31 protein-coding genes and 1 rRNA gene are annotated in these 26,800 nt (G+C 55.4%); 13 read left to right on the top strand and 19 right to left on the bottom strand.

The window, feature by feature from the left end; all coding sequences use genetic code 11:
• Positions 1-106 (top strand): 5S ribosomal RNA (gene rrf / locus DU506_RS17440); the annotation flags it as partial.
• Positions 107-242: 136 nt separating this feature from the next.
• On the opposite strand, the gene DU506_RS17435 is transcribed toward rrf, so the two are convergent.
• The 4 genes from DU506_RS17435 to flgA all read right to left on the bottom strand — a co-directional run bounded on the left by DU506_RS17435 (position 243) and on the right by flgA (position 2,574).
• A complete protein-coding gene (locus DU506_RS17435) occupies positions 243-983 on the bottom strand; it encodes an SDR family NAD(P)-dependent oxidoreductase (RefSeq protein ID WP_114488155.1) in 741 nt (246 codons plus the stop codon).
• Between the two features lie 61 nt (positions 984-1,044).
• Complete coding sequence (locus tag DU506_RS17430) at positions 1,045-1,494, bottom strand: flagella synthesis protein FlgN (RefSeq protein WP_114488154.1); 450 nt, start codon at positions 1,492-1,494, stop codon at positions 1,045-1,047.
• Positions 1,491-1,775 carry a flagellar biosynthesis anti-sigma factor FlgM gene (gene flgM / locus DU506_RS17425; RefSeq protein ID WP_114488153.1) on the bottom strand — a complete coding sequence of 95 codons (285 nt, stop codon included), beginning with the start codon at positions 1,773-1,775 and terminating at the stop codon, positions 1,491-1,493. The genes DU506_RS17430 and flgM overlap by 4 nt, the downstream gene beginning before the upstream one ends.
• 91 nt (positions 1,776-1,866) lie before the next feature.
• Positions 1,867-2,574 (bottom strand): flagellar basal body P-ring formation chaperone FlgA, encoded by a 708-nt coding sequence (gene flgA / locus DU506_RS17420; RefSeq protein WP_114488160.1) that lies wholly within the window; start codon positions 2,572-2,574, stop codon positions 1,867-1,869.
• 184 nt (positions 2,575-2,758) lie between these two features.
• On the opposite strand from flgA, the gene flgB reads away from it, so the two are divergent.
• From flgB to flgL, 11 genes are all read left to right on the top strand, one after another.
• Entirely contained in the window at positions 2,759-3,184 is a 426-nt protein-coding gene (flgB, locus tag DU506_RS17415) for a flagellar basal body rod protein FlgB (RefSeq protein ID WP_114488152.1), read from the top strand.
• 19 nt (positions 3,185-3,203) lie between these two features.
• Positions 3,204-3,611 (top strand): flagellar basal body rod protein FlgC, encoded by a 408-nt coding sequence (gene flgC, locus DU506_RS17410; RefSeq protein ID WP_114488151.1) that lies wholly within the window; start codon positions 3,204-3,206, stop codon positions 3,609-3,611.
• Positions 3,612-3,615: 4 nt separating this feature from the next.
• Positions 3,616-4,305, top strand: coding sequence for a flagellar hook assembly protein FlgD (locus DU506_RS17405; RefSeq protein WP_114488150.1), 690 nt, complete (start codon positions 3,616-3,618; stop codon positions 4,303-4,305).
• Positions 4,306-4,341: 36 nt separating this feature from the next.
• Positions 4,342-6,057, top strand: coding sequence for a flagellar hook protein FlgE (locus DU506_RS17395; RefSeq protein WP_235825744.1), 1,716 nt, complete (start codon positions 4,342-4,344; stop codon positions 6,055-6,057).
• Between the two features lie 38 nt (positions 6,058-6,095).
• Positions 6,096-6,857 (top strand): flagellar basal body rod protein FlgF, encoded by a 762-nt coding sequence (locus DU506_RS17390; protein WP_114488149.1) that lies wholly within the window; start codon positions 6,096-6,098, stop codon positions 6,855-6,857.
• A gap of 80 nt (positions 6,858-6,937) precedes the next feature.
• Positions 6,938-7,720 (top strand): flagellar basal-body rod protein FlgG, encoded by a 783-nt coding sequence (gene flgG / locus DU506_RS17385; RefSeq protein WP_114488148.1) that lies wholly within the window; start codon positions 6,938-6,940, stop codon positions 7,718-7,720.
• Positions 7,721-7,745: 25 nt separating this feature from the next.
• Positions 7,746-8,432 carry a flagellar basal body L-ring protein FlgH gene (locus DU506_RS17380; protein ID WP_114488158.1) on the top strand — a complete coding sequence of 229 codons (687 nt, stop codon included), beginning with the start codon at positions 7,746-7,748 and terminating at the stop codon, positions 8,430-8,432.
• A 24-nt stretch (positions 8,433-8,456) separates the two neighbouring features.
• Complete coding sequence (locus DU506_RS17375) at positions 8,457-9,584, top strand: flagellar basal body P-ring protein FlgI (RefSeq protein WP_114488157.1); 1,128 nt, start codon at positions 8,457-8,459, stop codon at positions 9,582-9,584.
• Entirely contained in the window at positions 9,584-10,657 is a 1,074-nt protein-coding gene (flgJ, locus tag DU506_RS17370) for a flagellar assembly peptidoglycan hydrolase FlgJ (RefSeq protein ID WP_114488147.1), read from the top strand. The genes DU506_RS17375 and flgJ overlap by 1 nt, the downstream gene beginning before the upstream one ends.
• A gap of 71 nt (positions 10,658-10,728) precedes the next feature.
• Entirely contained in the window at positions 10,729-12,357 is a 1,629-nt protein-coding gene (gene flgK / locus DU506_RS17365) for a flagellar hook-associated protein FlgK (RefSeq protein ID WP_114488146.1), read from the top strand.
• 18 nt (positions 12,358-12,375) lie between these two features.
• A complete protein-coding gene (gene flgL, locus DU506_RS17360; RefSeq protein WP_114488145.1) occupies positions 12,376-13,611 on the top strand; it encodes a flagellar hook-associated protein FlgL in 1,236 nt (411 codons plus the stop codon).
• An 84-nt stretch (positions 13,612-13,695) separates the two neighbouring features.
• Here the strand turns inward: flgL and fliR are convergent, their stop codons facing one another.
• From fliR to fliF, 13 genes are all read right to left on the bottom strand, one after another.
• Positions 13,696-14,487, bottom strand: coding sequence for a flagellar biosynthetic protein FliR (gene fliR / locus DU506_RS17355; RefSeq protein WP_114488144.1), 792 nt, complete (start codon positions 14,485-14,487; stop codon positions 13,696-13,698).
• Positions 14,488-14,490: 3 nt separating this feature from the next.
• The gene (gene fliQ / locus DU506_RS17350) at positions 14,491-14,760 is read right to left on the bottom strand and encodes a flagellar biosynthesis protein FliQ (protein WP_114488143.1); all 270 of its coding nucleotides are present in this window, start codon (positions 14,758-14,760) and stop codon (positions 14,491-14,493) included.
• 44 nt (positions 14,761-14,804) lie between these two features.
• Entirely contained in the window at positions 14,805-15,572 is a 768-nt protein-coding gene (gene fliP / locus DU506_RS17345; protein ID WP_114488142.1) for a flagellar type III secretion system pore protein FliP, read from the bottom strand.
• A gap of 8 nt (positions 15,573-15,580) precedes the next feature.
• Positions 15,581-16,033, bottom strand: coding sequence for a flagellar biosynthetic protein FliO (gene fliO / locus DU506_RS17340; protein WP_114488141.1), 453 nt, complete (start codon positions 16,031-16,033; stop codon positions 15,581-15,583).
• Positions 16,030-16,569, bottom strand: a complete 540-nt coding sequence (gene fliN, locus DU506_RS17335; protein WP_114488140.1) for a flagellar motor switch protein FliN — start codon at positions 16,567-16,569, stop codon at positions 16,030-16,032. The genes fliO and fliN overlap by 4 nt, the downstream gene beginning before the upstream one ends.
• Entirely contained in the window at positions 16,562-17,617 is a 1,056-nt protein-coding gene (gene fliM, locus DU506_RS17330; RefSeq protein WP_114488139.1) for a flagellar motor switch protein FliM, read from the bottom strand. The genes fliN and fliM overlap by 8 nt, the downstream gene beginning before the upstream one ends.
• 20 nt (positions 17,618-17,637) lie before the next feature.
• Entirely contained in the window at positions 17,638-18,111 is a 474-nt protein-coding gene (gene fliL / locus DU506_RS17325; RefSeq protein ID WP_114488138.1) for a flagellar basal body-associated protein FliL, read from the bottom strand.
• Between the two features lie 133 nt (positions 18,112-18,244).
• Positions 18,245-19,570, bottom strand: coding sequence for a flagellar hook-length control protein FliK (locus tag DU506_RS17320; RefSeq protein WP_114488137.1), 1,326 nt, complete (start codon positions 19,568-19,570; stop codon positions 18,245-18,247).
• 17 nt (positions 19,571-19,587) lie between these two features.
• On the bottom strand, positions 19,588-20,043 hold the full coding sequence (gene fliJ / locus DU506_RS17315) for a flagellar export protein FliJ (protein ID WP_114488136.1): 456 nt from the start codon (positions 20,041-20,043) through the stop codon (positions 19,588-19,590).
• Positions 20,044-20,045: 2 nt separating this feature from the next.
• Positions 20,046-21,413: a flagellar protein export ATPase FliI gene (fliI, locus tag DU506_RS17310; RefSeq protein ID WP_114488135.1), complete on the bottom strand. Its 1,368-nt coding sequence runs from the start codon at positions 21,411-21,413 to the stop codon at positions 20,046-20,048.
• Positions 21,414-21,421: 8 nt separating this feature from the next.
• Entirely contained in the window at positions 21,422-22,201 is a 780-nt protein-coding gene (locus DU506_RS17305; protein WP_114488134.1) for a flagellar assembly protein FliH, read from the bottom strand.
• The gene (gene fliG, locus DU506_RS17300) at positions 22,194-23,201 is read right to left on the bottom strand and encodes a flagellar motor switch protein FliG (RefSeq protein WP_114488133.1); all 1,008 of its coding nucleotides are present in this window, start codon (positions 23,199-23,201) and stop codon (positions 22,194-22,196) included. Before fliG ends, DU506_RS17305 begins: the two co-directional genes overlap by 8 nt.
• On the bottom strand, positions 23,198-24,952 hold the full coding sequence (gene fliF, locus DU506_RS17295; protein ID WP_114488156.1) for a flagellar basal-body MS-ring/collar protein FliF: 1,755 nt from the start codon (positions 24,950-24,952) through the stop codon (positions 23,198-23,200). Before fliF ends, fliG begins: the two co-directional genes overlap by 4 nt.
• Before the next feature lie 255 nt (positions 24,953-25,207).
• Here fliF and fliE point away from each other — a divergent pair, with 255 nt between their 5' ends.
• Complete coding sequence (fliE, locus tag DU506_RS17290; protein ID WP_114488132.1) at positions 25,208-25,537, top strand: flagellar hook-basal body complex protein FliE; 330 nt, start codon at positions 25,208-25,210, stop codon at positions 25,535-25,537.
• 131 nt (positions 25,538-25,668) lie between these two features.
• Here fliE and DU506_RS17285 read toward each other — a convergent pair whose 3' ends face one another.
• Together DU506_RS17285 and tnpA are read right to left on the bottom strand one after the other, a co-directional pair.
• Positions 25,669-26,037 carry a flagellar protein FlaG gene (locus tag DU506_RS17285; protein WP_114488131.1) on the bottom strand — a complete coding sequence of 123 codons (369 nt, stop codon included), beginning with the start codon at positions 26,035-26,037 and terminating at the stop codon, positions 25,669-25,671.
• Positions 26,038-26,222: 185 nt separating this feature from the next.
• Positions 26,223-26,639, bottom strand: a complete 417-nt coding sequence (tnpA, locus tag DU506_RS17280; protein WP_114488130.1) for an IS200/IS605 family transposase — start codon at positions 26,637-26,639, stop codon at positions 26,223-26,225.
• Between the last annotated feature and the right edge of the window lie 161 nt (positions 26,640-26,800).

Here is a 26,800-nt window from a genome sequence, read left to right as displayed (position 1 = left end):
ATAGCGTCCGGGAACCACCTGATCCCTTGCCGAACTCAGTCGTGAAACCGTTCCGCGCCGATGGTAGTGTGGGGTCTCCCCATGCGAGAGTAGGTCATCGTCAGGCACCTATTCGAAAAAATCCCCCGAGGCTAATCGCCCCGGGGGATTTTTTTTGCCCGGAAAACAGGCCCAGCCTCTCGGCCCGCACGCAGGCAGGCCGAGAGGTGTTTGTCGTGCGGGCGGTAAACAATAACGCTGTATTACCAATCGACCGGCTTGCCTTCCCAATCCCAGAATGTGCCGGTATCTTGAGGTGTGCGTTGTGAGATGACTGACAACAAGCGCTCTGCCACGAAATCGGGTGTGAACAGTTTGTGTTCGGGGACGCGGGCTTGAAAGGGCTGGGAAAGAGCGGTGTCAGTCGTGCCGGGATGCAGGCAAAGCACGACAGCCTTCTTGTTAAAGCGCTTCAACTCTATCGCCGCCGTTTTCATCAGCATGTTGTGCGCAGCCTTGCTTGCACGATAGGCATACCAGCCGCCCAGCCGGTTATCAGAAATGGATCCCACTCGCGCCGAAAGGCTAGCAAAAATAGCGGGATGGCTGCCTTTAAGGGAATCTTGCAAAGCGCTAAGAAGCAATGCTGGCGTTATCGCATTGGTATGAAACAAGCCTGACAAGGCTTCCTCATTCAGTTGGCCAAGTTGTTTTTCCGGCTGAATGCCACGTGCTTCATCGTGAAGTGTGCCAATGGCATTGAACACCAAATGCAGTGGCTGTTTATTCAAGTGTTCACATAACGCCAAGCGGTCGACTTCTACCGAAACATCGAGTTTGAGCCATGTAAGGCGTGGATCGGTAATTGTTGGAGACTGGCGGCTGACTGCAATGACCTGGCCCAGGTGCGGGCAATCCAGCAATGCCTTGGTTATTGCAGCGCCGATGCCACCTGAAGCTCCAGTGACCAAGGCAGTAAAATTCTCGGGTAATTGCGTTAGCATAGGTAAGCTCTAAAGACTGGTGGGCAGTCATTCAAGCGTGTTAATGCGGAAAAGTCGAGGGTCAGGCAGAGGCGTTGATACGTCCGGGCTGGGAGCTATTGCGGCCGTCCGGCTTGTAGAGCGTTTTTTCTGCGATGTGGCGAATATAATCCAACATCTGCTGGTTATGTTTCATGCGCAAGGAAAGCATTTGGCCCGTGAGTTCATTCAGGCGAGCGGCACGTTCGCTTTTGGTCAGCAGTGTTTCCCAGGCCGTGGCACATTGCGCATCCCGAGCGGCTTCCATGGCACCTTGATGGCCATCGGCATAGCCCAGGCGCTGCTGTACAGTGCGGCGCAAGGTTTCCATCCGCTCCAGGTCACTCAGCACGGCTTGTTTTTCATGCGCGATAGTAGCGAGAGCGTCACCGTCGATATCACCCTGAGCCAACAGTTGCTGCTCCTGCTCGAGTAGCGCTATCAAGGCTTGTAAGCGCTGTTGTTGATCATCGAGCAAGCGGGCTAGGCTCATTGCTGGTCATCTCCAAGCGTTTCCTTGAGATTGGCAATCAGGCCATCCGCGATACGGTCGGCATTGATTTCCATACGGCCTTCACGGATAGCTGCACGAATTTCCTCCACCCGGGCAACGTCGACATCCTGGCTGTCGCTGACATTACTCTGGCTGAGTTGGGTGGTGCTGGAGGAATGCGCTGCCGCTTCAGGTGCCTTGGCAGGGCCGGCCTTTTGGGTTTCTTCTCGCTGTGGCACCTGGTTGGTGCGCAAGAGCGAATGGATATTGTCGATTTTCACGTTGTCTGCCTCGTCGTCACCGTCGAATAGCCTTGTGCGCTGGTTACCACTAGGTATCGACTGCGAGAAGAAGAACTTTAGCTATTTTGCACTAAAAATCCACCACCAAGGTGCCGTTTTCAGTGACCCTTGCGGAAATGAGTTCTCTAGGACCGAAACGAACCCGAATACGGTCTCCCGCCCCCCCGGTTTCCAAGGCTTCACCTTCGCGCGTCACGCGAAAAGCGCTACCACGAGCTTCGACCGTCACACGCTGGCCGCGTTCCACCAAGGGAGGTTTTTGCAGGAAATGCGCCTGGAAGATACTTTCCGCGCGTATTGGGCTGCGCGTCATTTGTCCCACGATGGCCTCTGCTTCGAGCAGCGCTTGCGCGGGAAGCTCGTTCAGATTGCCTGAACGCTCGGTTAACATTGAGGCGCTTATTATCGCGCCACGTTCAATGTCATGAGCTGCAATCATGTAAGTGCCGATCACGCCGATCTCAGCCTGCATGTAGCGCACCTGGCCCCCATCTTCCCCGCAACGCACCCCGACGGAAACTCGCCCGACAGGCGCCTGGTCAGCATTGGTCAAGAAAGGCTTTGGGTCGATACAGGGCGGAAGGTGGCGTGAAGGGGCGCGCAATTCGATGATTACCTCCTCCCCCAGCGGCTGTGCCTGCTCGAAAAGAAAGCCATGAACGCGCTGCATGAACGCATCATCTGTCTCGGAGGCCCAGGTGATATTTGCAGCTAACAGGCCCAAGCCGACGACGGCAATCGCGTGACGCAGCCAGTGACAGGTAATAAACAAGCGCATGGGAAAATCGCCAGAGGTCAGCAAAAAGAGAGGGTAACCACTCAGTATAGCCTGTGCCAGCGTACGGAAGAATGAGAAATGCTGGGTGAAACATGAGCTGTTCCATGCTTTAGGCTGACATTCATGCAGGTAGTCTTCATCATCAACAAATCCCTTTGAATTTTGCCTCTCAGAGAGGAACGGCATGATCGATCAACTGGAATCTGCCTTTAACTATCATCAACAAGCGTTAGGTCTGCGCCAGGCCCGCCATGAAGTGCTGGCAGCCAACATTGCCAACGCGGATACGCCCAATTACAAGGCGCGCGATATGGATTTCGCGGGTGAGCTGCAAAAAGCCGTGGAAAGCGGGCAGTCGCCGGGTGGCCGCGGTGGCTTGGTCCTGTCACGTACCTCCGAGCGTCATCTGCAAGGAGAGGGGCCGCCTGCGGGAGGCAGTCACAGTGACTTGCTATACCGCATTCCAGACCAGCCCAGCCTGGATGGCAACACCGTGGATATGGACAGGGAACGCAGCCAGTTCGCCGATAATTCCGTGCGCTATCAGGCCGCTTTAACGATCTTGAACAGCCGCATTCAAGGCCTGAAGAATGCCATGCAGCCGGAATAACCGGCAGGAGCTTTACTAAATGTCGATGTTTTCCGCCTTTGATATTGCGGGTTCCGCCATGAGCGCCCAGTCGCAGCGCATGAACGTGACCGCTAGCAACATGGCCAATGCCGATAGCGTAGCGGGCCCGGATGGCGAAACCTACCGTGCCAAGCAGGTAATGTTTGAAAGCCAATCCCAGAACCGTTATGGAATCGGTGGTGTGCGGGTGAGTGAAGTGGTCGAAGACCCTTCCCCGCTGCGTATGGAATACATGCCCAGCCACCCCGCCGCCGATGAAGAGGGTTACGTGGCCAAGCCCAACGTCGAGCCGGTGCATGAAATGGTCAACATGATTTCCGCCTCGCGTTCCTATCAGGCCAATATCGAAGTCATGAACACCACCAAACAGATGATGATGAAAACGCTCACTCTGGGAGAAGGTTAATCCTATGAATATTGATACCAGCGTCATCAACAGCATCAATGGTGGTGGCAAGACCGGCATGCCGGCTAGCCAGTCCGATGAGTTGCGTGAAAGCTTCATGACCCTGCTGATCACGCAGCTAGAAAATCAGGACCCGCTGAACCCGATGGAAAACGCGGAAATGACCTCGCAGTTGGCGCAAATCAATACCGTCAGTGGCATCGAGCAGCTTAACGATACGCTTAATGGTATTACTGCTCAGATGAATGCCGGACAAACCCTGCAGGCCACTGGGCTGATCGACAAGGCCGTATTGGTGCCTGGAAATACCGTCAAGGTACATTCGGATGATGAAAGCGGGGTTTACGCCACGCCATTCGGCATCGAACTGGATCGCCCGGCGGAAAATGTCCAGCTTACCGTGACCAGCCAGAGTGGCGAGGTGGTTTACGAGAAGAGTTTGGGCGCGGTGCGGGCCGGCGTGGAGTCGTTCAGTTGGAACGGTACCACCACCGATGGCGATCCCGTCGCTGACGGCTCCTACAAAGTAAGCTACCGGGTCACTGACGCTGAGGGTGAAACCCTCCAGTCCGACGCGCTGAACTATGCCCTGGTTAATGGCATCACGCCTGCCGATGAGAATGGCAGTGTGAAGCTGGATCTCGGCGGTGTCTACGGTCAAGTCACGCTGGATCAGGTCAAGCAGATTCTTTGATAGCTAGGCAGTTAACAATATTTCAGGGGAACACCAATGAGTTTTTCACAAGCCTTGAGCGGTCTGAATGCCCAAAAACAAACACTGGGTGCCGTGGGTAACAATATCGCCAACTCCCAGACCGTGGGGTTCAAGGGTTCCAGCGTCCAGTTTGCCGACGTTTTCGCCGAGTCGCGTATCGGCTTGGGTACGCGTAACTCTGCCACTCTGCAGAACTTTAGCCAGGGCAACATCGAGTCCAGCAACCGCAATATGGACTTGGCAATTGCAGGCGAAGGCTTCTTCCGCTTTCAGCAGCCCAGTGGTGAAGTGGGTTATTCGCGTAACGGCCAGTTGACCATGACGCCCGAGGGCCGCTTGGTTAACGCCCAAGGTGCCAGCATCATGGGTTATGCTGCTAATGCTGCTGGTGAAGTTCAGGCTGGTGGGGACGTTGGGGCATTAAGAGTTGATGCGGGTGATATGCCCGCAAGCGCCACCACCGACTTGGCTGTTTCTCTGAACCTGAATGCGGAAGAGGCAGGTCTCGAAGGTGACTTCGTTTATGCGCCTGATGGACGTGCCGTTGTGAAGGGAGATGGAACTGCTCCTACTACCAATCACAGGCTTTACTATATACAAGATGACCCCACCACTCCTGAAGTGAGAGGACTTGTTATCGATTCCTCTACTAACAATGTTCTTCAGACTGCAGGTGGAGCTAACGTAGAATATGATGGTGAGAATTTTGTTGAAGAAGGTACAAATACGGCAGTTGATGGTCTGTCGGTTGTAGACAATAGCCAAACCGTATTTGTCGATAACTCTGGTGGCGTATATAGCGTTGATGCTAGCAATAAGTTGCGCAATGAAAGCGGGGTAGCTGTAACTGTGGTTGAAGATCCAGCAGCTGCACCCCTGGTTTACCGAGAGATTGAATATGATTCCAATAATGGAAGTTTTGCAATGGATGCCATTTCCGCAACAGCGTCTACTCTTACTATTGGTGAATTGAATAACGAATACTTACCTGCAGCTGCTGCTCCTGAAGTGACACCGGGTAATACGGATGATTACACCTATTCCACCAACGCTACAGTGTATGACTCACTGGGAAATGCGCGTAACTTAACACTCTATTTCACAAAGCTGGAAGCCTCTAATGATGCTACCGAGTGGAGCGAGTGGAAGGTTGACTCGCGTTTGAGCGGGGGCCCAGCAGGCGCACCTTCCTACGACAAGACGGTAGGAACCATGCGCTTCGATGAAAGTGGTCGCTTGATGCGTGGAGCAGACCAGTCACTCAGTTTTAATCTGGGGGATGAGTTCGAGGTTCTTGATTTCGACATGAGCTTTGCCGGCAGCACACAGTTTGCCAACAATTCCACCGTTAATGATATCAACCAGAATGGCTATACCTCAGGTTCGCTAGTTGGCGTAATCATTGAGGATGACGGCACCGTGGTGCGTAACTTCTCCAACGAGCAGTCCCTTGCCGCAGGTCAGATTGCGCTGGTCAGTTTCCGTAACCCGGAAGGCTTGAAGCCGGATGGAGATAACCTCTGGTCGGCCACGGGGTCTTCCGGCCAAGAGTTGGTGGGTGCGCCGGGAACCGGTCTGCGTGGTTTGATTGAACCGAGCGCGGTGGAAACCTCCAACGTGGACATGGCGTCTGAATTGGTCAACATGATCATCGCCCAGCGTGCTTACCAGGCCAACTCCCAGACCATCAGTACCCAGGATGAGCTGTTGCAGACCATTATCAACCTGTGACCCTTATTCGTTTCGCTTGTCATCAAGGGGAGTAAACCGTGGATCGTATGCTGTATACCGCCATGAGCGGCGCCAAGCTGAGCATGGACCAACAATCCGTGGTCAGCCAGAATCTGTCCAATGTTTCCACCACCGGTTTTCGCGCTCAGCTACACGCCGCCCGTTCGGTTCCGGTACAGGGTGACGCCTTGCTGGCGACTCGCACCTCGACCGTGGCGACGGTACCGGGGACGGATCACTCCCAAGGACCGATTACGCGAACCGGGCGCACCCTGGATGTGGCCATGGAAGGCGATGCCTGGATGGCGGTACAAGCCGATGATGGCACCGAGGCCTATACCCGCCGTGGGGATCTGCAGATCGACAGCGATGGCGTCCTGTTGAGCCAGGGGCGCCCAGTGATGGGTGATGCCGGACCTGTCGGCGTTCCCCAGGGAGCGCAAATCTCCATAGGGGCCGATGGCACCCTCAGTGCCATCGGCGCGGGAGAAAACCCCGATGCGCTGGTCAATGTCGGGCGTATCAAGCTGGTAACCCCGGAAGACAATCGTGACCTTGAGCGCGGGGAAGACGGCCTGTTCCGAGCGCCGAATAATGATGAAGGCGAGCCGGGCCTTCTGGCGGGCGATGAAAATGCGCGCTTGGTCAGTGGGGCGCTCGAGGGCAGCAACGTCAGCGCTGTGGACGCCATGGTCTCGATGATCGACGTGGCGCGCCGCTACGATATGCAAATGAAAGTCATCACGACCGCCGATGAAAATGCTCAACGCGCCAACAACCTTCTTTCGATTCAGGGCTGACCGAGCCTTCGGGCGCTCCAGTTCTTAGGTGCTTGAGTTTTCAGGTGCTTCAGTTTTCAGGGACTAAAGGAATTCATTGAATGATCAACTCATTATGGACGGCCAAGACCGGTCTGGAGGCCCAGCAGACCAAGCTGGACGTGATCTCCAATAACCTGGCCAACGTCAGCACCAATGGTTTCAAGAGCTCAAGACCCGTCTTTGAAGACCTTTTATACCAGAACATGCGTCAGCCAGGCGCTCAGAACGATATCCAGAACCGTTTACCCTCGGGCATGCAGGTAGGTACCGGGGTGCGCGCCGTGGCCACCGAGCGTTTACATACCCAGGGAGGCCTGGAACAAACCGAAAATTCCCGCGACATGGCCATCAACGGCGGTGGCTTCTTTCAGGTACTGATGCCGGATGGCACCACCGGCTATACCCGCGACGGTAGCTTTCAGTTGAATGAAAACGGCCAGATGGTCACCGCCAATGGCTACCCGATGGAACCGGCGATTTTCATTCCAGAGAATGCCTTGTCAGTGAGCATTGGCGAAGATGGCACGGTGAGTGTGCGCCAGCCGGGAGTCACTGAGGATAGCGTGGTGGGTCAGGTTAGCTTGACTACCTTCATCAATCCGGCAGGTCTGGAAAGCGTGGGGGGAAATCTTTATCTTGAAACAGGCGCCTCCGGGGCAGCCAACCAGAATATGCCGGGCATGAATGGCGCCGGGCGTTTGTTCCAAGGCTATGTGGAAGGTTCCAACGTCAGTGTGGTCGAGGAAATGGTCAACATGATCCAGACCCAGCGCGCCTACGAAATCAACAGCAAGGCCATCACCACCAGTGATGAAATGCTGGCACGTTTGAGCCAGTTGTAAGGTGACGAAAATGACCAGCCAAGCCATGCCCAAGGTAGCCAATTCGCGACGCTGGGCATGGCTGGTTTTGGCCTTACTGATTCTGGGCGTCTCCGGCTGTGCACAGATACCGCGGGCCTCGGTGGTGGGCGAACAGGAGCAGATCACTATCGTCGATCGACCTCCACCGGTACCTAACGGTTCGATTTACCAGGCACGCCGCGGCTATCAGCCCTTGTTCGAAGATCGGCGGCCGCGAGCCGTGGGCGATATTCTGACCATCGTGCTGGACGAGGAGGTCAGTGCCTCGAAAAATTCTCAATCGAATGCCAACCGCAACGGATCCGCCGGCCTGGAGCTGGAACAGATTCCGGATATGTTGAGTGTGCTTGAGGACTACGGCTTCGATGTGTCCGGGGAAAGTGATTTTTCCGGAAGTGGGGGCTCCCAAGCCAACAATTCCTTTACCGGTACCATTACGGTGTCCGTACTTGAGGTAATGAATAACGGCAACCTGCGTGTGCGCGGCGAAAAACAGATTGCGATCAATCAGGGTACCGAGTTCATTCGCTTCGCGGGGGTGGTCAATCCACGCACGATCACCACACAAAATACCGTACCTTCCACTTCGGTGGCGGATGCCCGGATAGAATATGTGGGTGATGGCTATATCAATGAAGCCCAGCACATGGGTTGGCTGCAGCGTTTCTTCCTCAACGTTTCGCCGTTCTGAACCGAGCTGAGCTGAGCAATGATCATGAATAACACCAAACCTTTCTCGTGGTGGCAGGGCCGGCAGCTGCTGGTGCTTGCCTTGCTGTGCCTGCTGGCTTTCCCGGCCCAGGCGGAGCGTGTTCAGGAACTGGCGGGGTTTGCCGGTGTGCGTGATAACCAATTGGTGGGTTACGGCCTGGTGGTGGGTTTGGATAGCACCGGTGACCAGACCACTCAGGCACCTTTTACCAGCCAGAGCCTGAGCAACATGCTCTCACAGTTGGGCGTGACGATTCCGCCGGGTACCAATATGCAGTTACGCAATGTGGCGGCGGTAATGGTAACGGCGGATCTGCCCGCTTTTGCCCGCCCTGGTCAGCGGCTGAATGTGGTGGTGTCGTCAATCGCCAATGCCAGTAGCTTGCGTGGCGGGACCCTCTTGATGACCCCGATGAAAGGTGCGGATGGTGACACTTACGCCATTGCTCAAGGCAACATGCTGGTCGGGGGTGCCGGGGCGCAAGCTGGAGGAAGCAGCGTTCAGATCAACCAGCAGGCGAGCGGGTCCATACCTAACGGCGCCCTGGTCGAACGTGAGGTGGCCCTTGCGCTGGGCACCAATGGCGGCCTGCTGGAACTGCAGCTGAATGATACGGATTTCGGCACCGTGCAACGTATGGTCGAGGCAATCAACAATGAATTCGGCCAGACAGTGGCATCAGCTCGCAATGGCCGAGTGATTGCGCTGGATGGCCCCACCACCGACAACGCCCGGGTCAATTTCATGGCGCGGGTGCAAAACGTCCAGGTCACGCCGACTCAGGCGCCGGCAAAAGTGGTATTGAATGCCCGCACAGGCTCGGTGGTGCTCAATAGTGCCGTGACCCTACGCCAGGCGGCGGTGGCCCACGGCAACCTGTCGATCACGATCGATACCAATTTCGGCGTCAGCCAGCCCGCACCTTTCGGTGAAGGTGAGACGGTGGTGGTGCCGGATACGGATATCGAAATCGAACAGCAAGAGGCCTACCTGCAAATTGTCGAAGGCGCCCAATTGAGTGAAGTGGTTGACGCCTTGAATGCACTGGGGGCGACGCCCCAGGATTTGATGTCGATTCTGGAAGCGCTGAAAGCTTCCGGCTCGCTACGTGCTGAACTGGAGATCATTTGATGAGCGTGCAGGACGTCAGCAATCAGTTTGCGCTGGATATGCAGGGACTGCAGCGTTTGCAGCATACCGCAAGAATGGACCCGGAAGCCGGTGTGAAAGGCGCTGCCCAGCAGTTCGAGGCGCTATTCATTCAGATGATGATGAAAAGCATGCGCGATGCCATTCCGGCTTCCGGTTTGATGAATAGCCGCGAGACCGATACGTTCCAGTCGATGCTGGATAAACAATGGTCCCAGACCATGGCCTCGCGCGGCATGGGACTGGCCGACGCCCTGGTCGAGCAGCTTGAGCACCAGGGCGTGGTAACTCGCTCGGGTGAGGCACGCCAGGTCGACAGTGAAACTCAAGCCCTGATTGCGGGTATTCCCAGGGGAACGCCGCGAGTGCTGGATGAGCCACTGCGCACTTCAGGCATGGCGGAAGAATCCCAAGTTGCAGCAATGGCTAAACAGAGCTCATTTCTGGACGAACTCGCCACGATGTCAGCAGGGGCTTCCTCAACAGGCAGTTCCTCAACAGGGGCTTCCAGCGATAACGCCGTGACCGCTGCGCTTCCAGAAGCGGGCTCTCTGCGTGACACACCCCAGCATATCCAGGAATTCATCGACCGATTGGCCAAGCCCGCCCAGGCGGCGAGCAGTGCCACGGGTGTGCCCGCTGAATTGATTCTGGCCCAGGCCGCTCTGGAAACCGGTTGGGGGCGCCATGAAATCGCCACCTCCAACGGCGGCAATAGCCACAATCTGTTTGGTATAAAAGCGGGCAGCCAGTGGCAAGGCAAAACCACCGATGTCGTGACCCACGAATATATCAATGGCCGTCGTACCCAAGTGGTGGATAGTTTCCGTGCCTATGACTCATTCGAGCAGGCGTTCACCGACTACGCCGGCCTGATTGGTAACAATTCGCGCTATGCAGCGGTATTGGATGCTCCTGACGCTCAACAAGCCGCCCATGCCTTGCAGCAAGGTGGTTATGCCACCGACCCGCGCTACGCCGACAAGTTGATTGCCGTGATGAGTACGATGGGCCCCTTGAGCGCTGGCGGTGATTTTCTGGCTGACAGCCGCTAAGTCATTGAGTGAGCCTCAAGTTATTCTGCGTAATGCCGATAGACTTTCTATCGGCTTAAGGAACTGAGACCATGAGCATGTTTTCTGTTGGGCTAAGCGGCCTCAATGCGGCGCAGAATGCCCTGAATACTACCAGCAACAACATCAGCAACGTCTATACGCCTGGCTACAATCGCGAGCTGACCCAGCTTGGCGAAGGCCGCGAGGGCGGCGGGGTCCGCGTCGACGATATTGAACGCCAATTCAATACCTATGTCGCTGATCAGCTCAACAATGCCAAGACCCAATCCAGTGCCTTGCAGACGTATCAAAACCAGGTGACGCAGGTCGATAATCTGTTGGCGGATCGCGACGCCGGGCTGGCGCCGTTGATGCAGAATTTTTTCTCTTCCCTGGAAGACCTGGCAAGTGCTCCTTCAGACCCGGCCGCTCGCCAAGGCGTATTGGGAACGGCCAATACCTTGAGCGCTCAGTTCCGCTCCTTCGATGGTTATCTGCAAGATATGCAGGGCAATATCAATAACCAGATCAAGGACGAAGTTACCCAGATCAACAACACCACCGAGCAGATTGCCGGGCTGAACCGGGAAATTGCCCTGGCACGAGCCCGTACGGGCGAGGCTCCCAACAGTCTGCTGAATCAGCGCGATAACATGGTTTCCGAACTCAACGAGCGAATGGACCTTCGCCTGAATATCCAGGATGGCAAAACCTACAATATCAGTCTGCCCAATGGTCAGCCTTTGGTTACCGGCACCGATTCCTACAAGCTGGAAACGGTGAAATCGGACGCCGATCCTCAGCGTACCGTGGTGGGTTACCGTGATGGCGGTGGTAATCTGGTGACTCTGAGTGAGGATGTGGTTACCGGTGGTACCTTGGGCGGCTTGATGACTTTCCGCGAAGAGACCCTGGACAAGACACAGAATCAGATCGGCCAGCTGGCCGTATCCTTGTCGACTGCCTTCAACGAGCAGCACAAGCTGGGCGTGGATCTCAATGGTGAGCAGGGGGAGGATTTCTTTGCAATGCGCCCCCCACAAACGTATGCCGATACAAATAATAGCTTGCCCGCTGTCACTATCACTAGCGCGGAATTTGTCCCCGATCAGATTGATTCCCTTAGGGCGACTGACTATACCGTCAGTTTTGAGGCCGGTGATCCAGTGGTTACCCGTAACGATAACGGTCAGTTTATTGATTTCGATCAAAACGCTTGGAATAACGATGACGAATTAAATTTTGGTGGTGTCAGCATTGAGTTCAGCGGTGTGCCGCAAGATGGTGACAGCTTTGAAATTCAGCCAGTCCGACGGGCAGGCAATGGCATGGAAACCAATATCATCAACTTGGACGAGATTGCAGCGGGTCAATCGGGAGCTTCCGGTGACAATACCAACGCTCTGAAGTTGCAGAACTTGCAAGCCGAATCGATTGTCGGCGGTAGCGCTTCTGTGAGCGGTGCTTATGGCGCCATGGTCAGCGATGTGGGTAACCGCGCCAATATCACCCAGGTCAATCTGGATGCTCGCCAAGGGCTGACGGATCAACTGAAGGCCGTGCAACAGTCCGAGTCCGGCGTTAGCCTGGATGAAGAGGCCGCGAACTTGATTCGTTACCAGCAGTTCTACCAGGCCAATGCGAGGGTGATCGATACTGCCGGAACATTGATGGATACCATTCTTGGCCTACGGGGCTGATCGATAGGAGACTGAATCATGCGTATCAGCACCCTCACCATGTTCGGACAGAGCGTTGCCTCGATGAATCGTCAGCAGAGCGATTTTCTCAAGGTCAGTGAGCAAATCGCCAGTGGCCGCCGGGTGGTCAATCCCTCCGATGACCCTCAGGCTGCTTCAAGGGCAGTGGGGGTGGATCAAGCCAAGGCCGCGACCGAGCAGTATGCGGATTCACGCGTATCTGCGCGTAATTCGCTGGCCCAGACCGAAAGCATCCTTAACAGCATCAGCGATGCCAACATCAGTGCCAAGACACTGCTGGTGCAGGCTTCAAGCGATACGCTGAGCGATGTCGATCGTCAGTCAGTCGCGAGCGAGCTCAAGGGCATCTACGAAACCATGCTGGGCCAGGCCAATGCCACCGATGGCAACGGTCGCTACCTGTTCGGTGGTTACAAGGATAATGCCCCGCCGTTCGTGAAAGATGCGGACGGCAACGTTCAATACAACGGTGACAGCAACGCCCGTGAACAGCGCATCGATGCTTCTCGCCTTATGCCGGTAGCCGACAATGGCGAGACCATCTTCAAGAGCGTACCCAGCGGTGCCGGCTATGTGGCGGAAGCACAGTCCGGCAACCAAGGAAATGTCACCTTCGGTGGACCGCAGATACGTGACGTGAACGATACTGATTACGGGAAAGACTTTCAGATCAACTTTACGAGTGACAGCGAATTCAATATCGAGACGTTTGATGGCACCAATTGGAATGCTGTGGAATCTAATATTGCTTACACGGGCAATCAAGATGACTCCGTGCAGCAGGTGAGTTTTGGTGGTGTCTCGATTACCCTTCAAGGAACCCCTGAGACCGGGGATAAAATCTTGGCTGCCCAGGCGGGCAGCGAACAGCGCGAGCCGAACCTCTTCCGTACCATGGAAGAAGCCATCCGCGTGCTGGAAACCCCCGCGGATGATCCGGCCAAGAAAGCCGATCTGCGTAACACGCTAAACACTGCCATGCGGGATCTGGATAACAGCCTGGATAACGTTCTTACGGTGCGTGCCTCGGCCGGGGCGCGGCTGAACGAGTTGGATGTGGTGGATGCGGTGGGCAGCAACCGGATGCTCAACTACGAACAGACATTGTCGGATCTGGTCGATCTGGATTACAACGAGGCAATTTCCGAATACAGCTTGCGCCAGGTGGGGATGCAGGCAGCCCAAAAAGCGTTCGTTGATGTAAAAGGCATGTCCCTGTTCAACTACATGTAACGCTTTGCATGTAGCTTGTTTACTAAATGCCTTGGTCAACATAGCCAAGGCATTTTTTGTATCTATATTCTTCTTGGCTGGTATTCAGCCAAGCGGTGCCATGGCCTCGATCAGACGCTGCATGAAATCGATGCCATTGCTGAATAGGCGTTGCAGGAAACTTCCCATCTTCGTCATCAATACCATCAATAACACCAGGCCCGTAATCAGCGACATGGGAAAACCAATGTTGAAAACGGTGAGCTGGGGTGCCGAGCGGTTGAGGATGCCCAATGCCAGGTTGATGACCAAGAGCGATGCCACTAGCGGTAATGCCAGCAGCATGCCAGCAGAAAAGATAGTACCGCCATAACGCGCCAGCATATCGAAGGCGCTTGGGTTGAAGGTGCCGATACCGATGGGTAGCACCTGGAAACTCATCACCAGGGTTTCCAGCACCATCAAGTGGCCATTGAAGGCGAGAAACATCAAGAGGGTAACCATGTAGAAGATGCGCGACAGCACCATGATATTGGTGCCGCTAGCGGCATCGAAGAAACTGGCGAAGGCAAGCCCCATCTGCAAACCGATAAATTCACCCGCCGCCTGAACCACGGCAAATATGACATGCATCACCATGCCGATGGCCAGGCCGATCAATATCTGTTCCACCATGATGCCGAGCCCCGCCCAGGAGAGCACCGCAACCTCGGGCATGTCTGGAAGTACGGGCGCAATGACTACCGCGACGATAGCGGCAAGCCCCACTTTGGCCTGGTTGGGAACGCTCGAGTGCCCCCATAAGGGGGCCGCGGCCATGAACGCAGTGATACGGGCAAACGGCCACAAGAACGCCACCAGCCATGCTTGTAATTGGGCAAAGGTGACTTCGACCACTGGTCACATCACCATGCTGGGGATGTTGATAAACAACTGCCGCGTGAAGTCGACAATCAGGCCTATCAGCCAGGGGCCGGCAAAGACCAGTACGCTAAAGACGGCAAGGATCTTGGGAATAAACGTCAGCGTCATTTCGTTGATCTGAGTCGCGGCTTGAAAAAGGCTGACGATAAGACCTGTCAACAAGGCGGCAAGTAGCATCGGTCCGCCAAGAAGTAGCGTGACACGCATGCCTTGGTAGGCAATGTTCATGACCATTTCAGGTGTCATCTAGATGTACTCCTTTCGCCTCCGAGATAGACTTGGCCGGGGGGCTAGATCATGTAAAAACTTTCTGCCAAGGAGCCGATGATCAGGTGCCAGCCATCTACCAGAACGAACAACATCAATTTGAATGGCAGGGAAATCGTGATGGGAGGTACCATCATCATCCCCAGGGCCATCAACGTACTGGCCACCACCAGGTCAATGATCAGGAAGGGAATGAAAATCGTGAACCCGATCTGGAAGGCGGTTTTCAGCTCGCTGGTGACAAAGGAAGGCAAGAGAACCCGCATGGGCAGGTCTTCCGGGCCTTGTAACGGCCCGACATCCGCCAGGCGAGCAAACATGGCGATATCCGGTTCCCGCGTCTGGGCCAGCATGAATTCACGAAAAGGTTGTTGGGCTATCAGCATGAATTCTTCGAAATTGATGGTTTCTTCGGTCAAGGGTAACCAGGCATTCTCGTATACCTGAGCCAGTACCGGCGACATGACGAAAAACGTCAAGAAAAGTGCAAGCCCCAGCAAGACCTGGTTGGGAGGCGTCGCCTGGGTACCCATTGCGGTGCGCAATAGACTGAGCACGATGATAATTCGCGTAAAGCTGGTCATCATCAGCAAAATGGCCGGCAGGAAAGCCATACTGCTGAGCAGAAGCAAGGTTTGCAGGCTCAGTGACCATTGCTGTCCGCCCCCTTCCAGGGGTTCGCTCACGATACCTGGAATTTCTTGGGCAAAGGCGGCGAGCGGCAACAAGAAAGCCAGGCCGGTCAAACCTATCGCAAGCAGACGTTGCCAGCCGGGCAAGGAATACGGCATCCAGTATCTCATTGAGTATGACGAGAATCGGAAGGTGCGTTGGGAGCACCTTTTTTTTGCTTCGAATAGGACTTTATCGACTGAGCCAGGCGTTGGGAGAATCCACTTTGCGAAGAAGAATGGGATTCATCCTGTCTTTCCGGCACGGGTAGCTCATGCAGTTTGGTGATTCGCCCACTGCCGACACCCAGCACTAGCCAGGTATCTTCCACCTGGACAACCACCACACGCTCACGGTTACCTACCGCTGAGGTTCCCACTATCTTGATATGAGCCCCATGGTGGAAGCGCTGCGTATTCCAGCGGCGCAGCAGGGCGGTACAAGCAAGAATGATGGCAATTACCAGCGCCAGGGCGGCAGCGGTTTTACCCAATGTCGCCATGCCTAGCAAGGCGTCACTGCCGCTACCTAGTGCTTCGAGTGGCATGCTGTCCTGTGCGGAAGGAGTCTCGGCACTCATCGGTTCAGCTTGTGAATACGCTCGGAGGGAGTGATGATCTCGGTAATACGAATGCCGTATTTATCGTCCACTACCACAACTTCCCCTTGAGCCACCAGATAACCATTGATCAGAATATCCATGGGTTCACCGGCCAGGCCCTCAAGCTCGATCACCGAACCCTGAGCGAGTTCGAGCAATTGCTTGATGGTGAGCTTGGTGCGACCCAATTCCACGGTCAACTTGACCGGGATATCCATGATCATTTCCAGATCGCGCGGCTGACCGGTGCCGGTATCTTGAGATAGCGGACGAAATATATCTTCACTGGCCGGCTTGGCGGGCGTAGCCGGCTGCTCTGGCTGTGCTGCCTCCTGGCTGGCCTGCTCTTCCTCGACGGATTGTTGTTCCGCCATGGCGGCGGCCCAAGGGTCATCTTCCTCGAGGGGAGCTTCTTCGCTGGGAGTATTGCCCTGTTCGGTTTCATCCTGCTCGGACATGGCGGCGGCCCAGTCATCATCAGAAATATTCTGATCGGGCTTGTTGGGATCAGTCATGCTTGAATTCCTTGGCTTGCTTCAGCGTTGACCCTTTGATGAAGTCATTGGACGATACATTGTTCATGGCGGCATGGTCGAGCATGCGGGAAACTCGCAGTGCCCGTTGCTGATTCTGGCTGCCGTAGTCGCATTCCATGACCGGTACCCCATCAACACTGGCCACGACTGTGCTGGGCAGGTCAAAAGGCAGTACGTCACCTTTCTTGAGTGACATGACATGGGCGATACGGCTAGGGATCTTGGCAAATTCCGCAACCAGTTCGATTTCCGAATGGCGCAGCTCGCTAGCCATGCGCTTTGTCCAAGAGCCGTCCTGATCCTGATTGCTGTCGTTGATCGGGTTGGCCAGCAAGTCACGCAACGGCTCAATCATGGCGTAGGGCATTGAAATCTGAAATTGACTCGAAAGGTTGCCTACTTCCAGATTGAACCGGGTATTCACCACGATTTCGTTAGGGGAATTGGTGATGTTGGCGAACTTCGACTGGACTTCCGAACGCAGAAACTGGATATCGAGAGGATAAACAACTTTCCAGGCTTGTTCGTAGGCATCAATCGCCAAGTTTAGCAGCCGCTGAATAATGCGTTGTTCAGTGTCGGTGAAATCGCGTCCTTCGGATTTTGTTACAAAACGACCATCGCCGCCAAACAGGTTGTCCACCACCATGAAGACCAGATTGGGAGGGAAAACCACCAATGCCGAGCCACGTAGAGGTTTCATGGCGACGATGTTGATGTTGGTAGGTACCGGTACGTTACGTGAGAAATCGCTAAAGCTTTGGTAGCGCACCGACTCCACGGTGATATCGACACTACGTCGAATCAGGTTGAACATACCCGTGCGGAAATAGCGCGCAAAACGCTCATTGATAAAGTCCAGGGCATGCAGGCGCTCTCGAAGCACGCGATGTTGTGTGGAAGGGTCATAGGGACGAATGCGTGCTTCGTCTTTTGATTGAGCCGATGACGAAGGTTCTTCCTCACCACTGACGCCCTTTAAAAGGGCGTCAATTTCTTCCTGGGACAGTAGATCGTCCTGCGACATGACGGCTCCAGATTCCCGGGTTATTGCACGATGAATTCAGTAAAGAGCACTTCACGTAAATCCAGCGGAGGCTGATTTTCCGTCATGGGCACACTTAACCGGTCAATGACTTCATTTGCCAGCTGCTGTTTGCCTTCCGGCGACGTCAATTCAGTGGCTTGTTTTCCGGAAAACAAGGTAAGCAAGCGGCTGCGTACCTGGGGCATATGCTCGTCAAGGAGTTCCTTGCTCTGCTCTTCGCCGACACGCAGTGTAACGCCCACATACAATAACCGTGAGCCATGAGTGTCATCTGCCAAGTTGACCGTAAACGGTTCGATACGCAGGAAAATGGGTGCCTGTCGTTCGGTCACTTGCTGTGCTTCGCTTGTATCGGTGTCTGCATCACGGCCCATGACCATATACAGGGCAGCAGCGGCACCTGCTGAAGACAGCAATACCAGAAATACCATTATCCAGATCAGCTTCTTCGATCCATTGCTTGATTCTGCCATTATTGTTCCTGTTAACTCCGAGCTTAGCCCCAGTGAGGCGCATTATGCCTAAAACTAGCGAGGCTGATGAAAGGAACAAGCCCGCGGGGTGAGCTTATCTCTTGTTTTAACCTTGTTTTTTTATAGCGTTTTTCTACGCGTAGAGATCAACGCGACCCTCTAAATATGCGGCTAAAGTAGTAGATGCTTGTGCGTCACCTTCGCTATCACTCACAGCCGTTCCAATGGCGTCGGTACCTGGCTGGCTGGGTGATTTCTGATCGGCAAACTCTTGACCATCAGATTGGTCGCCTACAGAGGTTTCGCCCAGTGAGATGCCTTGTTCAGCCAAGGCTTCTCGTAACTGGGGAATCGCCTGTTCGATGACCTGGCGTACCTGGGCGTGGGCTGAAAGAAAGTGAACCTGAGTTCCTTGCTCACTAACTTTCAAGGAAATGGAAAGTGGCCCAAGTTCGGCGGGGTGAATCTGCATTTGAATCTGCTGCTCGCCGCCGCGCTGAGTGAATTGCATCAGTTGCTGGCCAAGCTGCTGCGGCCAGGCTTGATGGGTCACCGGCGTGGATATGCTGGCTTGCGCAGGAGCCGATGTCGCCGTATTCAGGCCCACCAGGCTTGGCTGAGACTGAGAGGACGGCTGAGCTTGCATGCCGGCGGCCAGGGAAGACTCTGACGTGGGAAGGCTCCCGCCTGCAAGTCGACTGTCCACCATCGAGTTAGCCATAGCTTCGCTGACTGGGCGCTGGAGTTGCGTCGTGTCCAAGGCAGGCCGTATAGGCTGTTCGCCTTTATCATTCAGGCGCGGCTGAGCTTGTTGAGACGTTGCCAGGGCATCCAGCAGGGAACCCCGGGAGCTGTCATTGCCTTGAGCAGGCGTAGATGTTTGAGCTGAAGACGCCGCCATGCTGCGTGCCAGCTCAGTAAGCTGTACTAGCGGGGCAATTTCAGCCTGGGAGGTGTCCGTTTGCTGCATCAGCTCTGCTACTTTTTCAGAGGATTGTAGCGCCGTACGCAACTGTTGCAGAGATACCTCTTGGGCGGCGGCTAACGCTTCACCTTCTTGCAGGCGCGTGCCCTCCGCGCTCATTTCAAGGGTGTCGAATTCGGCCAGCAGTGCAAGACGCGCAGCAATTTCATCCAGGCCAGTGGCTTCAGCCGCCAATCCATCTTGTGACTGTTCGAGCAACGCTTCCAATTCCTGGGCGCTGATATCCAGATCGAGTGTCCCAGCTTCCAGGGATTGCAACAGCTCGGCATAGGGCGCGAGTGAAGCTAATGCGTTCTTGCCCTGTTGAGCAGAGACCTGGGGTTTCGCTTCAGCGCCTTCTGCCAATAGAGCGGCCTTGGCCAACGCATTATCGAACAGTCCTGCTTCCCGTACGCCAGTTTTACTAGCGTTAGCCTGAAGGCTAGACGGATTATTCTGGCCCTGAGCGGCCGAAAGTAACATTTGAATATTCATGTCAGTCCCTGGAGCCGCTAGTGGGAATGGGTATCAGCAAGGCGACGCGCCAAACGACCATTAACCAAGTCATCGCTGGTTTTTTGCTCACGTTGTTGCTCATTGCGCTGTTGTTCGGCCGCACGGCGTGAGGCCAGCGTATCGTAGGAAGACAGCTTACGCTGTTCCTGCTGCCAATATTGCTGGCTTTGCGTAACGCGCTGCTGCTGGGCTGCCAATGCCTGGCGAGCCTTCACCAAAGCGGCGTCCAGCGATGCGAGAAATTGCTGGTAATTGTACATGCTTGCCGGATCGATACCTTGACGCATGGAAGTTTGTAGACGCTGGGCATATTCCTGGCGATAACGTCCCAGCGATTCCACTTGCGCCACGGTCTGTTGTTCGTTCTTTCGTTCGTTGGCGAGTGAAAGACCGGCCTGGTCACGTGAATTTCGAGCCAGTTCGATCAAGGTATCAAATTGTGATGCACTCATGATTACCCTCCTACGACCGCTTCAAGTGCCTGACGCGACTTGTCTATGGTCGCACATTCCTGCATCTCTTGCTGCAAGAAGCGTTCAAGCGCAGGGAAGCGTTGAACGGCTTCATCCAGCTGTGGATCATGGCCTGGACTGTAGGCGCCGACACTGATCAGATCACGGTTGCGTTGGTATCTTGAAAATAGGCGCTTGAAGCGCTGGGCATGCCGTTGTTGCTCGGGTGTGGTGATCGCTGTCATGGCACGACTAATGGATGCTTCGATATCGATGGCAGGATAATGTCCCGCTTCGGCCAAGGTCCGGGAAAGCACGATATGGCCATCTAGAATGGCGCGTGCCGAATCGGCGATAGGGTCTTGTTGGTCATCCCCTTCCGTGAGCACGGTATAAAAAGCGGTAATCGAGCCGCCCCCGCGTTCGGCATTTCCGGCGCGTTCGACCAGGCTGGGGAGCTTGGCGAATACGGAAGGCGGGTAGCCTTTGGTCGCGGGCGGCTCGCCGATTGCCAGGGCGATTTCGCGCTGGGCCATGGCATAGCGCGTCAAGGAATCCATGATCAGTAGCACGTTACGCCCTTCGTCACGAAAACCTTCCGCCAGCCGTGTTGCATAGGCAGCACCCTGCAATCGCTGCAGCGGCGAGGTGTCCGCTGGGGCCGCGACTACCACGGCACGTCGACGTCCTTCGGGGCCGAGAATATTGTCGATAAAGTCTTGAACCTCGCGGCCCCTTTCACCAATCAGGCCCACGACGATCACATCGGCCTGGGTATAACGGGCCATCATGCCCAGCAATACCGACTTGCCCACCCCGGAACCGGCAAACAAGCCCATGCGCTGGCCACGCCCCACACTGAGCAACGCATTGATGGCGCGAATACCTACATCGATCTGGGCATCGATTGGCGCCCGAGCGAGAGGATTCAAGGGGATGGTTGCCAGGGTGGCGCGAGGGCTTTCTTCCACGCTTGCGCCGTTATCCAGAGGGTTGCCGTTACCGTCCAGCACCCGGCCCAGCAGAGAATCGCCGAGGGGGAAGCGCCGTGCACTATGTCCGCTGCCTTCACCCAAAGGTGTCACGCGTGCGCCGGGCATCAAGCCGGAAATTTCTTCAAGTGGCATCAAGAACAACTTGTCGCCGGCAAACCCGACTACCTCAGCTTCCGCATGGGTCTTGGTGCTGGGCAGCTCGATACGACAGGCACTGCCTACCGCCACCCGCAACCCTACGACCTCGATCACCATGCCGGTGGCGCGAATCACTCGCCCACTGGTGCGATGATGGGGAAGGTGTTGAATACGTTGGTGGGTGCGCTGTAGCGCATGTTGCCAACGCTGCCGGTGGGGATTGAGAGTGTCTGACATGAGTGACCTCAGCTCGTAGAGGACGACAAGGCATCCGCTGTACTGGGAGGACGCTTGCGTGCCTGGGCTTTTATTGCCTGCCAGCGCCCTTCGAATGTCGCATCCAGTTCACCTTGGGCACTGGTCACTCTGCAGCTTCCGCGGGGCAGTTGGTCATCCGGCTGTAGCTTCCAGCCGGCAGCGTCGAGCTCGAGCCCCAGGTGCTCATCAATCAGCCTATGGTCGTCTGGATTCAGCCACAGGCGCTGCTGTCCGGTTAAGGGAGGCTCGGTGTGCAAAAGCTCTCGAACGACCGTCAGGATATGTTCGGGCGTATCTTTCAGCGCCTCTGCGGCCAGTTGCTTGCCGGTGGCCAATGCAAGCTCCACCAGGTCGTGCGCGATCTCATCATCTAGCTGGGTCAGGGCGGTACTAAATTGCTCGGCAAGATTTTTGATCGGACTTAATTTGGCTTTGAGCTGTTTCGTTAGTTCTTCTTCCGCCTGTTTGCGTCCTTCTGCCAGGCCTTGCTCAAGCCCTTCGGCATGGCCACGGTCGAAGCCTTCCTGGTGGCCGTCTAGTTCGGCTTGCTGGCGAATCTTGTCATGTAGCGCTTTGCGTTCTTGCTGTTCGCGTTGGCGTGCCTGTTCGGCGGCCTTCTTTGCGGCCTGAATTTTACGCCGCTGCTGCGAGGCAGCGTTTTCCTGGGGCGTACTGGCGAACCCGCTTGATGGCTGGGGCAACTCGTCCATCTGCCAGCGCCGCCAATCGCCGTGGCGATCGAAAGTAGGGGCGCGTGGATCAGACATAGGCATCGTCTCCACCGGCCAGCACTATCTCGCCGGCGTCGGCCAGGCGGCGTACCACCTGAAGGATGGCTTTTTGCTCGGTTTCGACTTGAGATACCCGAATCGGACCGCGGGCTTCCATGTCTTCACGAATCAGGTCAGACGCACGCTGGGACATGTTGCGCAGGAACTTGTCGACAAGAGCGTCCTGAGCACCTTTGAGGGCCACCACCAGGGAGTTTGTATCGACTTCCTGCAGCACCATCTGAATCGCACGGTTGTCCAGGTCGAGCAGATTTTCGAACAGGAACATCTCGTCGATGATCTTCTGGGCCAGGTCGTCGCTGTGCGAGCGTACCGTCTCGATAGCAAGTTCTTCCTGGCTGGAATTCATCAAGTTGAGAATTTCGGCTGCGGTTCTTACGCCGCCCATCTTGCTGCGTTTGAGGTTCTGACCTTCCAGCATGCTGGAAAGCACTTCGGTCAGTTCCTGAAGTGCCGCCGGCTGAACACCACTGAACGTGGCAATGCGCAGCACCACGTCGTTGCGCAGCTTTTCTTCGAACAGCTCCAGTACACTGGCCGCCTGATGACGTTCGAGATGGACCAGAATGGTAGCGATGATCTGGGGGTGCTCGTCACGGATAAGCTCCGCGACCATTGAAGCTTCCATCAGGTTGAGCGAATCGATACCGGAATTGCTGCCAGTGGTTTCGAGAATATCCTCGATCAAGCTTGAGGCGCGCTCGTTGCCCAGTGCCTTGGTCAGAACGGAGCGTATGTGCTCGCTGGAATTAAGGTTGAGCGCGACGAACTCTTCGGTTTCCTTGTGGAAGGCTTCCAGCACCAGCTTCATGTCTTCATGGGAGACCTGGTGCAGGCGAGTCATTTCCACGCTGATGTCCTGGACTTCATTGGCGCCCAGGTATTTGAAGACCTCGGCAGCGCTGTCTTCATCCAGAGCCAATAAAAGGATGGCGCTCTTGCGAGCACCGCTCATCTCAGCGATAGCATTACTCATTTGTTCATCCAGCTGCGAATGATCATGGCAACCATGCGAGGATCTTCCTGGGCCATTTCGCGTAGATCATTGAGGTTGTGTTCATACAGCGACGTCTTGCGCTGACGCTTCGGCTTGTTGTAGGTGTCATCGACGTCCTGACCGTCTTCGCTCGCCTTGTTTTCGCTTTCCTCACTGTCCTCGCCTACGCTCACCTGGAAGCCGCCCGGCATTCCCGCCATGACGGGGGGGTGGGTGTAGCGTTTTATCAGCGGGCGAAGAATCAAAAGGTAGAGCAGCAAGATGGCCAGGCCTACCAGCAAATAGCGCCCAAGGCTGGCTACCATTTCCAGAATTTCTGACTGCTGCCACCATTCGAGGGGGGCTTCTTCTTCGGCGCGGGTGAAGGGACTATTGACCACATCCACTTCATCGCCACGCGCCAGAGAGAACCCCATGGCTTGGCGTACCAGTCCTTCGATCTGCTGGACCTCAAGGTCCGTCAGTGGAACTCGCTCCAGCACTCCCTCTTCGTTGAGCTCATCGCGAAAGTTGACCACCACGGCGGCGGTCAGGCGCTCAATCTGTCCTAAACGGTACTGTATATGTTCGATACTACGATCGACTTCGTAATTGACGACGTCATCCTGGCGCAGGTTGCGTAATGCCTGCAGCGCCTCTGTCTGTTCCTCGTCCAGGTCTTCCTCGTCAACATCGGGGAGGTTGATAGGAGAAGGGGCGGCACCCGGCGGCGTGTTGCTGAGTGCACCGGGAATACCCATAGCCAACGCCTCATCTCCATCGTAAGACAGGCTGGACTGACGACTGCGTACGGCTGCTTCGTTGGGCGGCTGGTTGGGGCCGTAACGTTCCGAGGTTTCTTCCCTGCGCGAAAAATCAATTTGCGCCGCCACTTGGGCGCGTACGTTATCGCTGCCGAGTAGCGGTGTCAGGATGCGCTCGATGCGTTGCTGGTAGGAACGCTCGACTTCGGCAATGTAGCTCAGTTGCGAGCCGTCAAGATCATTGTTCTGGCGGGAATCAGCAGACAGTAGGCGCCCGTTCTGATTCACCACGGTTACATCCTCTGCGGCAAGTTCGGGAACGCTGCTCGACACCATGTGCACGATGGCACTGACTTGGCCGTCGCCGAGTACGCGACCTGGTAACAAGGTCAGTACTACCGAGGCTTTGGCTGGCTCACGGTCACGTACAAATACCGATGGCTTGGCCATGGATAGATGGACGCGCGCTTTTTCCACCGGCCCCAGCGATTCGATGGAGCTTCCGAGCTCACCTTCCAGGCCACGCTGGTAATTGATCTGTTCGGCAAATTGACTGATACCGAACGCCTGGGTTTCCATCAGCTCAAAGCCGACATTGCCGCCCTGGGGTAGCCCCTGTTCTGCGAGTTGCAGGCGCAGGGCATGGACGTTTTCGTCCGGCACCAGCAGCGCGCCCCCCCCCTCGCTGAAACGATAGGGAATGCCCCGAGCGTCCAGCTCGGTGATGATGCGACCGCCATCCGCTTCTTCCAGATTGGTATAAAGTACCCGGTAATCCGGGCTGGATGCCCACATCAGTAAAGCGACTACCACAGCGATACTCGCAGCACCTGCTATCAACAGGGCTACCAGGGGATTGCCACGCAGCTGTTGGACAACACGATCCGTGGAAGAGGCGCTCTTAGGCTCGGCGTTCGTTGATCCATCACTGGGTTTGTGATTGGTCGTGCTGTTCTGACGGCCTGGAGCCGTGCTGGTTTCGCTCATGCGTATCTCTCCGAAAAAGCGCAAACCAGCAGGCGGCCAAGGCGCATCACCAAACAAGGCATAGGCTGCATCCGTCAATCGCGGTTGTCCGCCAAAATAATGAGGCGGAATTATGATGGACGCCATTATCCGGCGGCGAGTCTACCCTAAAGGAAAGAAAAGCCAGGATTTCCGGGCGTATTTATACGGACGAGCTATTGGTGAGCGGTGTTAGTCTACCCGCATTATTTTATTTTTTGCTATTCGAGGCTTCCAATGAGTTCTCCCGCTATCCAATCGGCGTTACAGCAAATGCAAGGGCTGGCCTCGCAGGCAGCCGGGCATGAGCTCAAAGGTCAGCAGCTGACGGCTTCGGTGGGACAAGGAAGTTTTGGCAGCGAATTGCAGGCGTCAATTCAGCGCATCAACCGGTTGCAGCTAAATGCCAATGCCAAGGCCATGGCATTTCAAAGCGGCGAGCCGGGTATCGAGCTCAACGATGTAATGGTCGACATGCAAAAGTCCAGCGTGGCGTTTCAAATGGGGCTGCAGGTGCGTAATCGTCTGGTCACGTCCTATCGCGATGTCATGAACATGCAGGTGTGATCCATCCGGTTATCATGAAGGCGCAGCATCCGCTGAACTGGCATTGACGCAAAGCGGGTTGCGAGTGGTACGTCTGCCGCGCTTATTAGAAGAGGCGATCAGTTTTCAAAACATCGCTTCTTAACCAGGCATCAGGCTTCAGAGTCTATTAAGCGACCATGGAGCTCCCCAAGTCTTTCTGCGATCAGTAACACTTCTTCGGCAGGGATCTGCCGAATGACATCACCCGAGTTGCGATCAACCACTCTTGTAATGACCCGTGCAGGCTCTTCGCTCAAATCAAACTCGATGCCATGTTGACGCATGACTTCATTGATACGTGAAATAGGCTCGACCAGTTCGCCAGGTGTAATGGCCCGACTATTGCTTTGGGCATCGCCCAGAACACTGCCCGGAGCAGGAAGTTTGTCCAGTGCATTTTCCATGCGTTGTCTGGGAGTTAGATCATGCAGCGCAGAAGACGATAGACTGCTGGTAGCATCTGTCAGCGGTGAACTCATGGCATGTGGTTCCTCTTCAAGTGTCTACTCCGGCAGCGGCTATCGTAGCTGTACGAGGTGTGCCGGCGTGCTGTTTTTATAGTTTCACAATGTTAAATCGGCTCTTGAGATTAAAACTTTAACATTTCGCGCGGAATTCCACGTCCAAGCCACGCATTGGGTGTGGATGGATAGCGCGCCGTCCGTCAGGACGGCCTGGTCTGGTTCTGGATGTAGCGCTTGATGATCTCCGTGTTCGCACCATCGCCCACGCTGAGCATGCAGTACGACCCGGACCAGAAGCGCTCGCCCCAGAGCTGTGTCTTGATGGTTTCCCAATGGCCTTTCCTGATCCGCCGGCTCGTCACGGTCTTGATGCTGTTGACCCGCTTGGCTGGCATGACGGAGGGGTGAAGTTCCAGCAGGATATGGACATGATCCGTTTCACCCGAAAATTCCAGCACCCCCACGTCGGACATCTCGCAAACGCGGCGGATGTGTATTTCCAGGTCCTCCATGATCGCCGATGTAATCACCTCTCGCCGATAAGCGGTCACTAACACTAAATGGCACTTTAGATTAAAAACACAATGTGGGTGTGATCTTAACGTAGTTTTTGACATTGACACTAATCTCCTTTGCCACTAATGTTAGTTCAATCGACACAGGGGAGCAATCCATGCCTGTCCGTCGCGTCGAACGCATCATGATCCGCCCTGGTCATGCCAACTACCTGGCCTGCCATCGGTATTGTTCGGCCGCGAGAAAAGTGGCGAACGCCACG

It is taken from the genome of Vreelandella rituensis, from assembly GCF_003336665.1.
GTDB classification, from domain to species: domain Bacteria; phylum Pseudomonadota; class Gammaproteobacteria; order Pseudomonadales; family Halomonadaceae; genus Vreelandella; species Vreelandella rituensis.
Note: the sequence above shows the minus strand (reverse complement) of the source record. Positions and strands in the feature narration are given on the sequence as shown.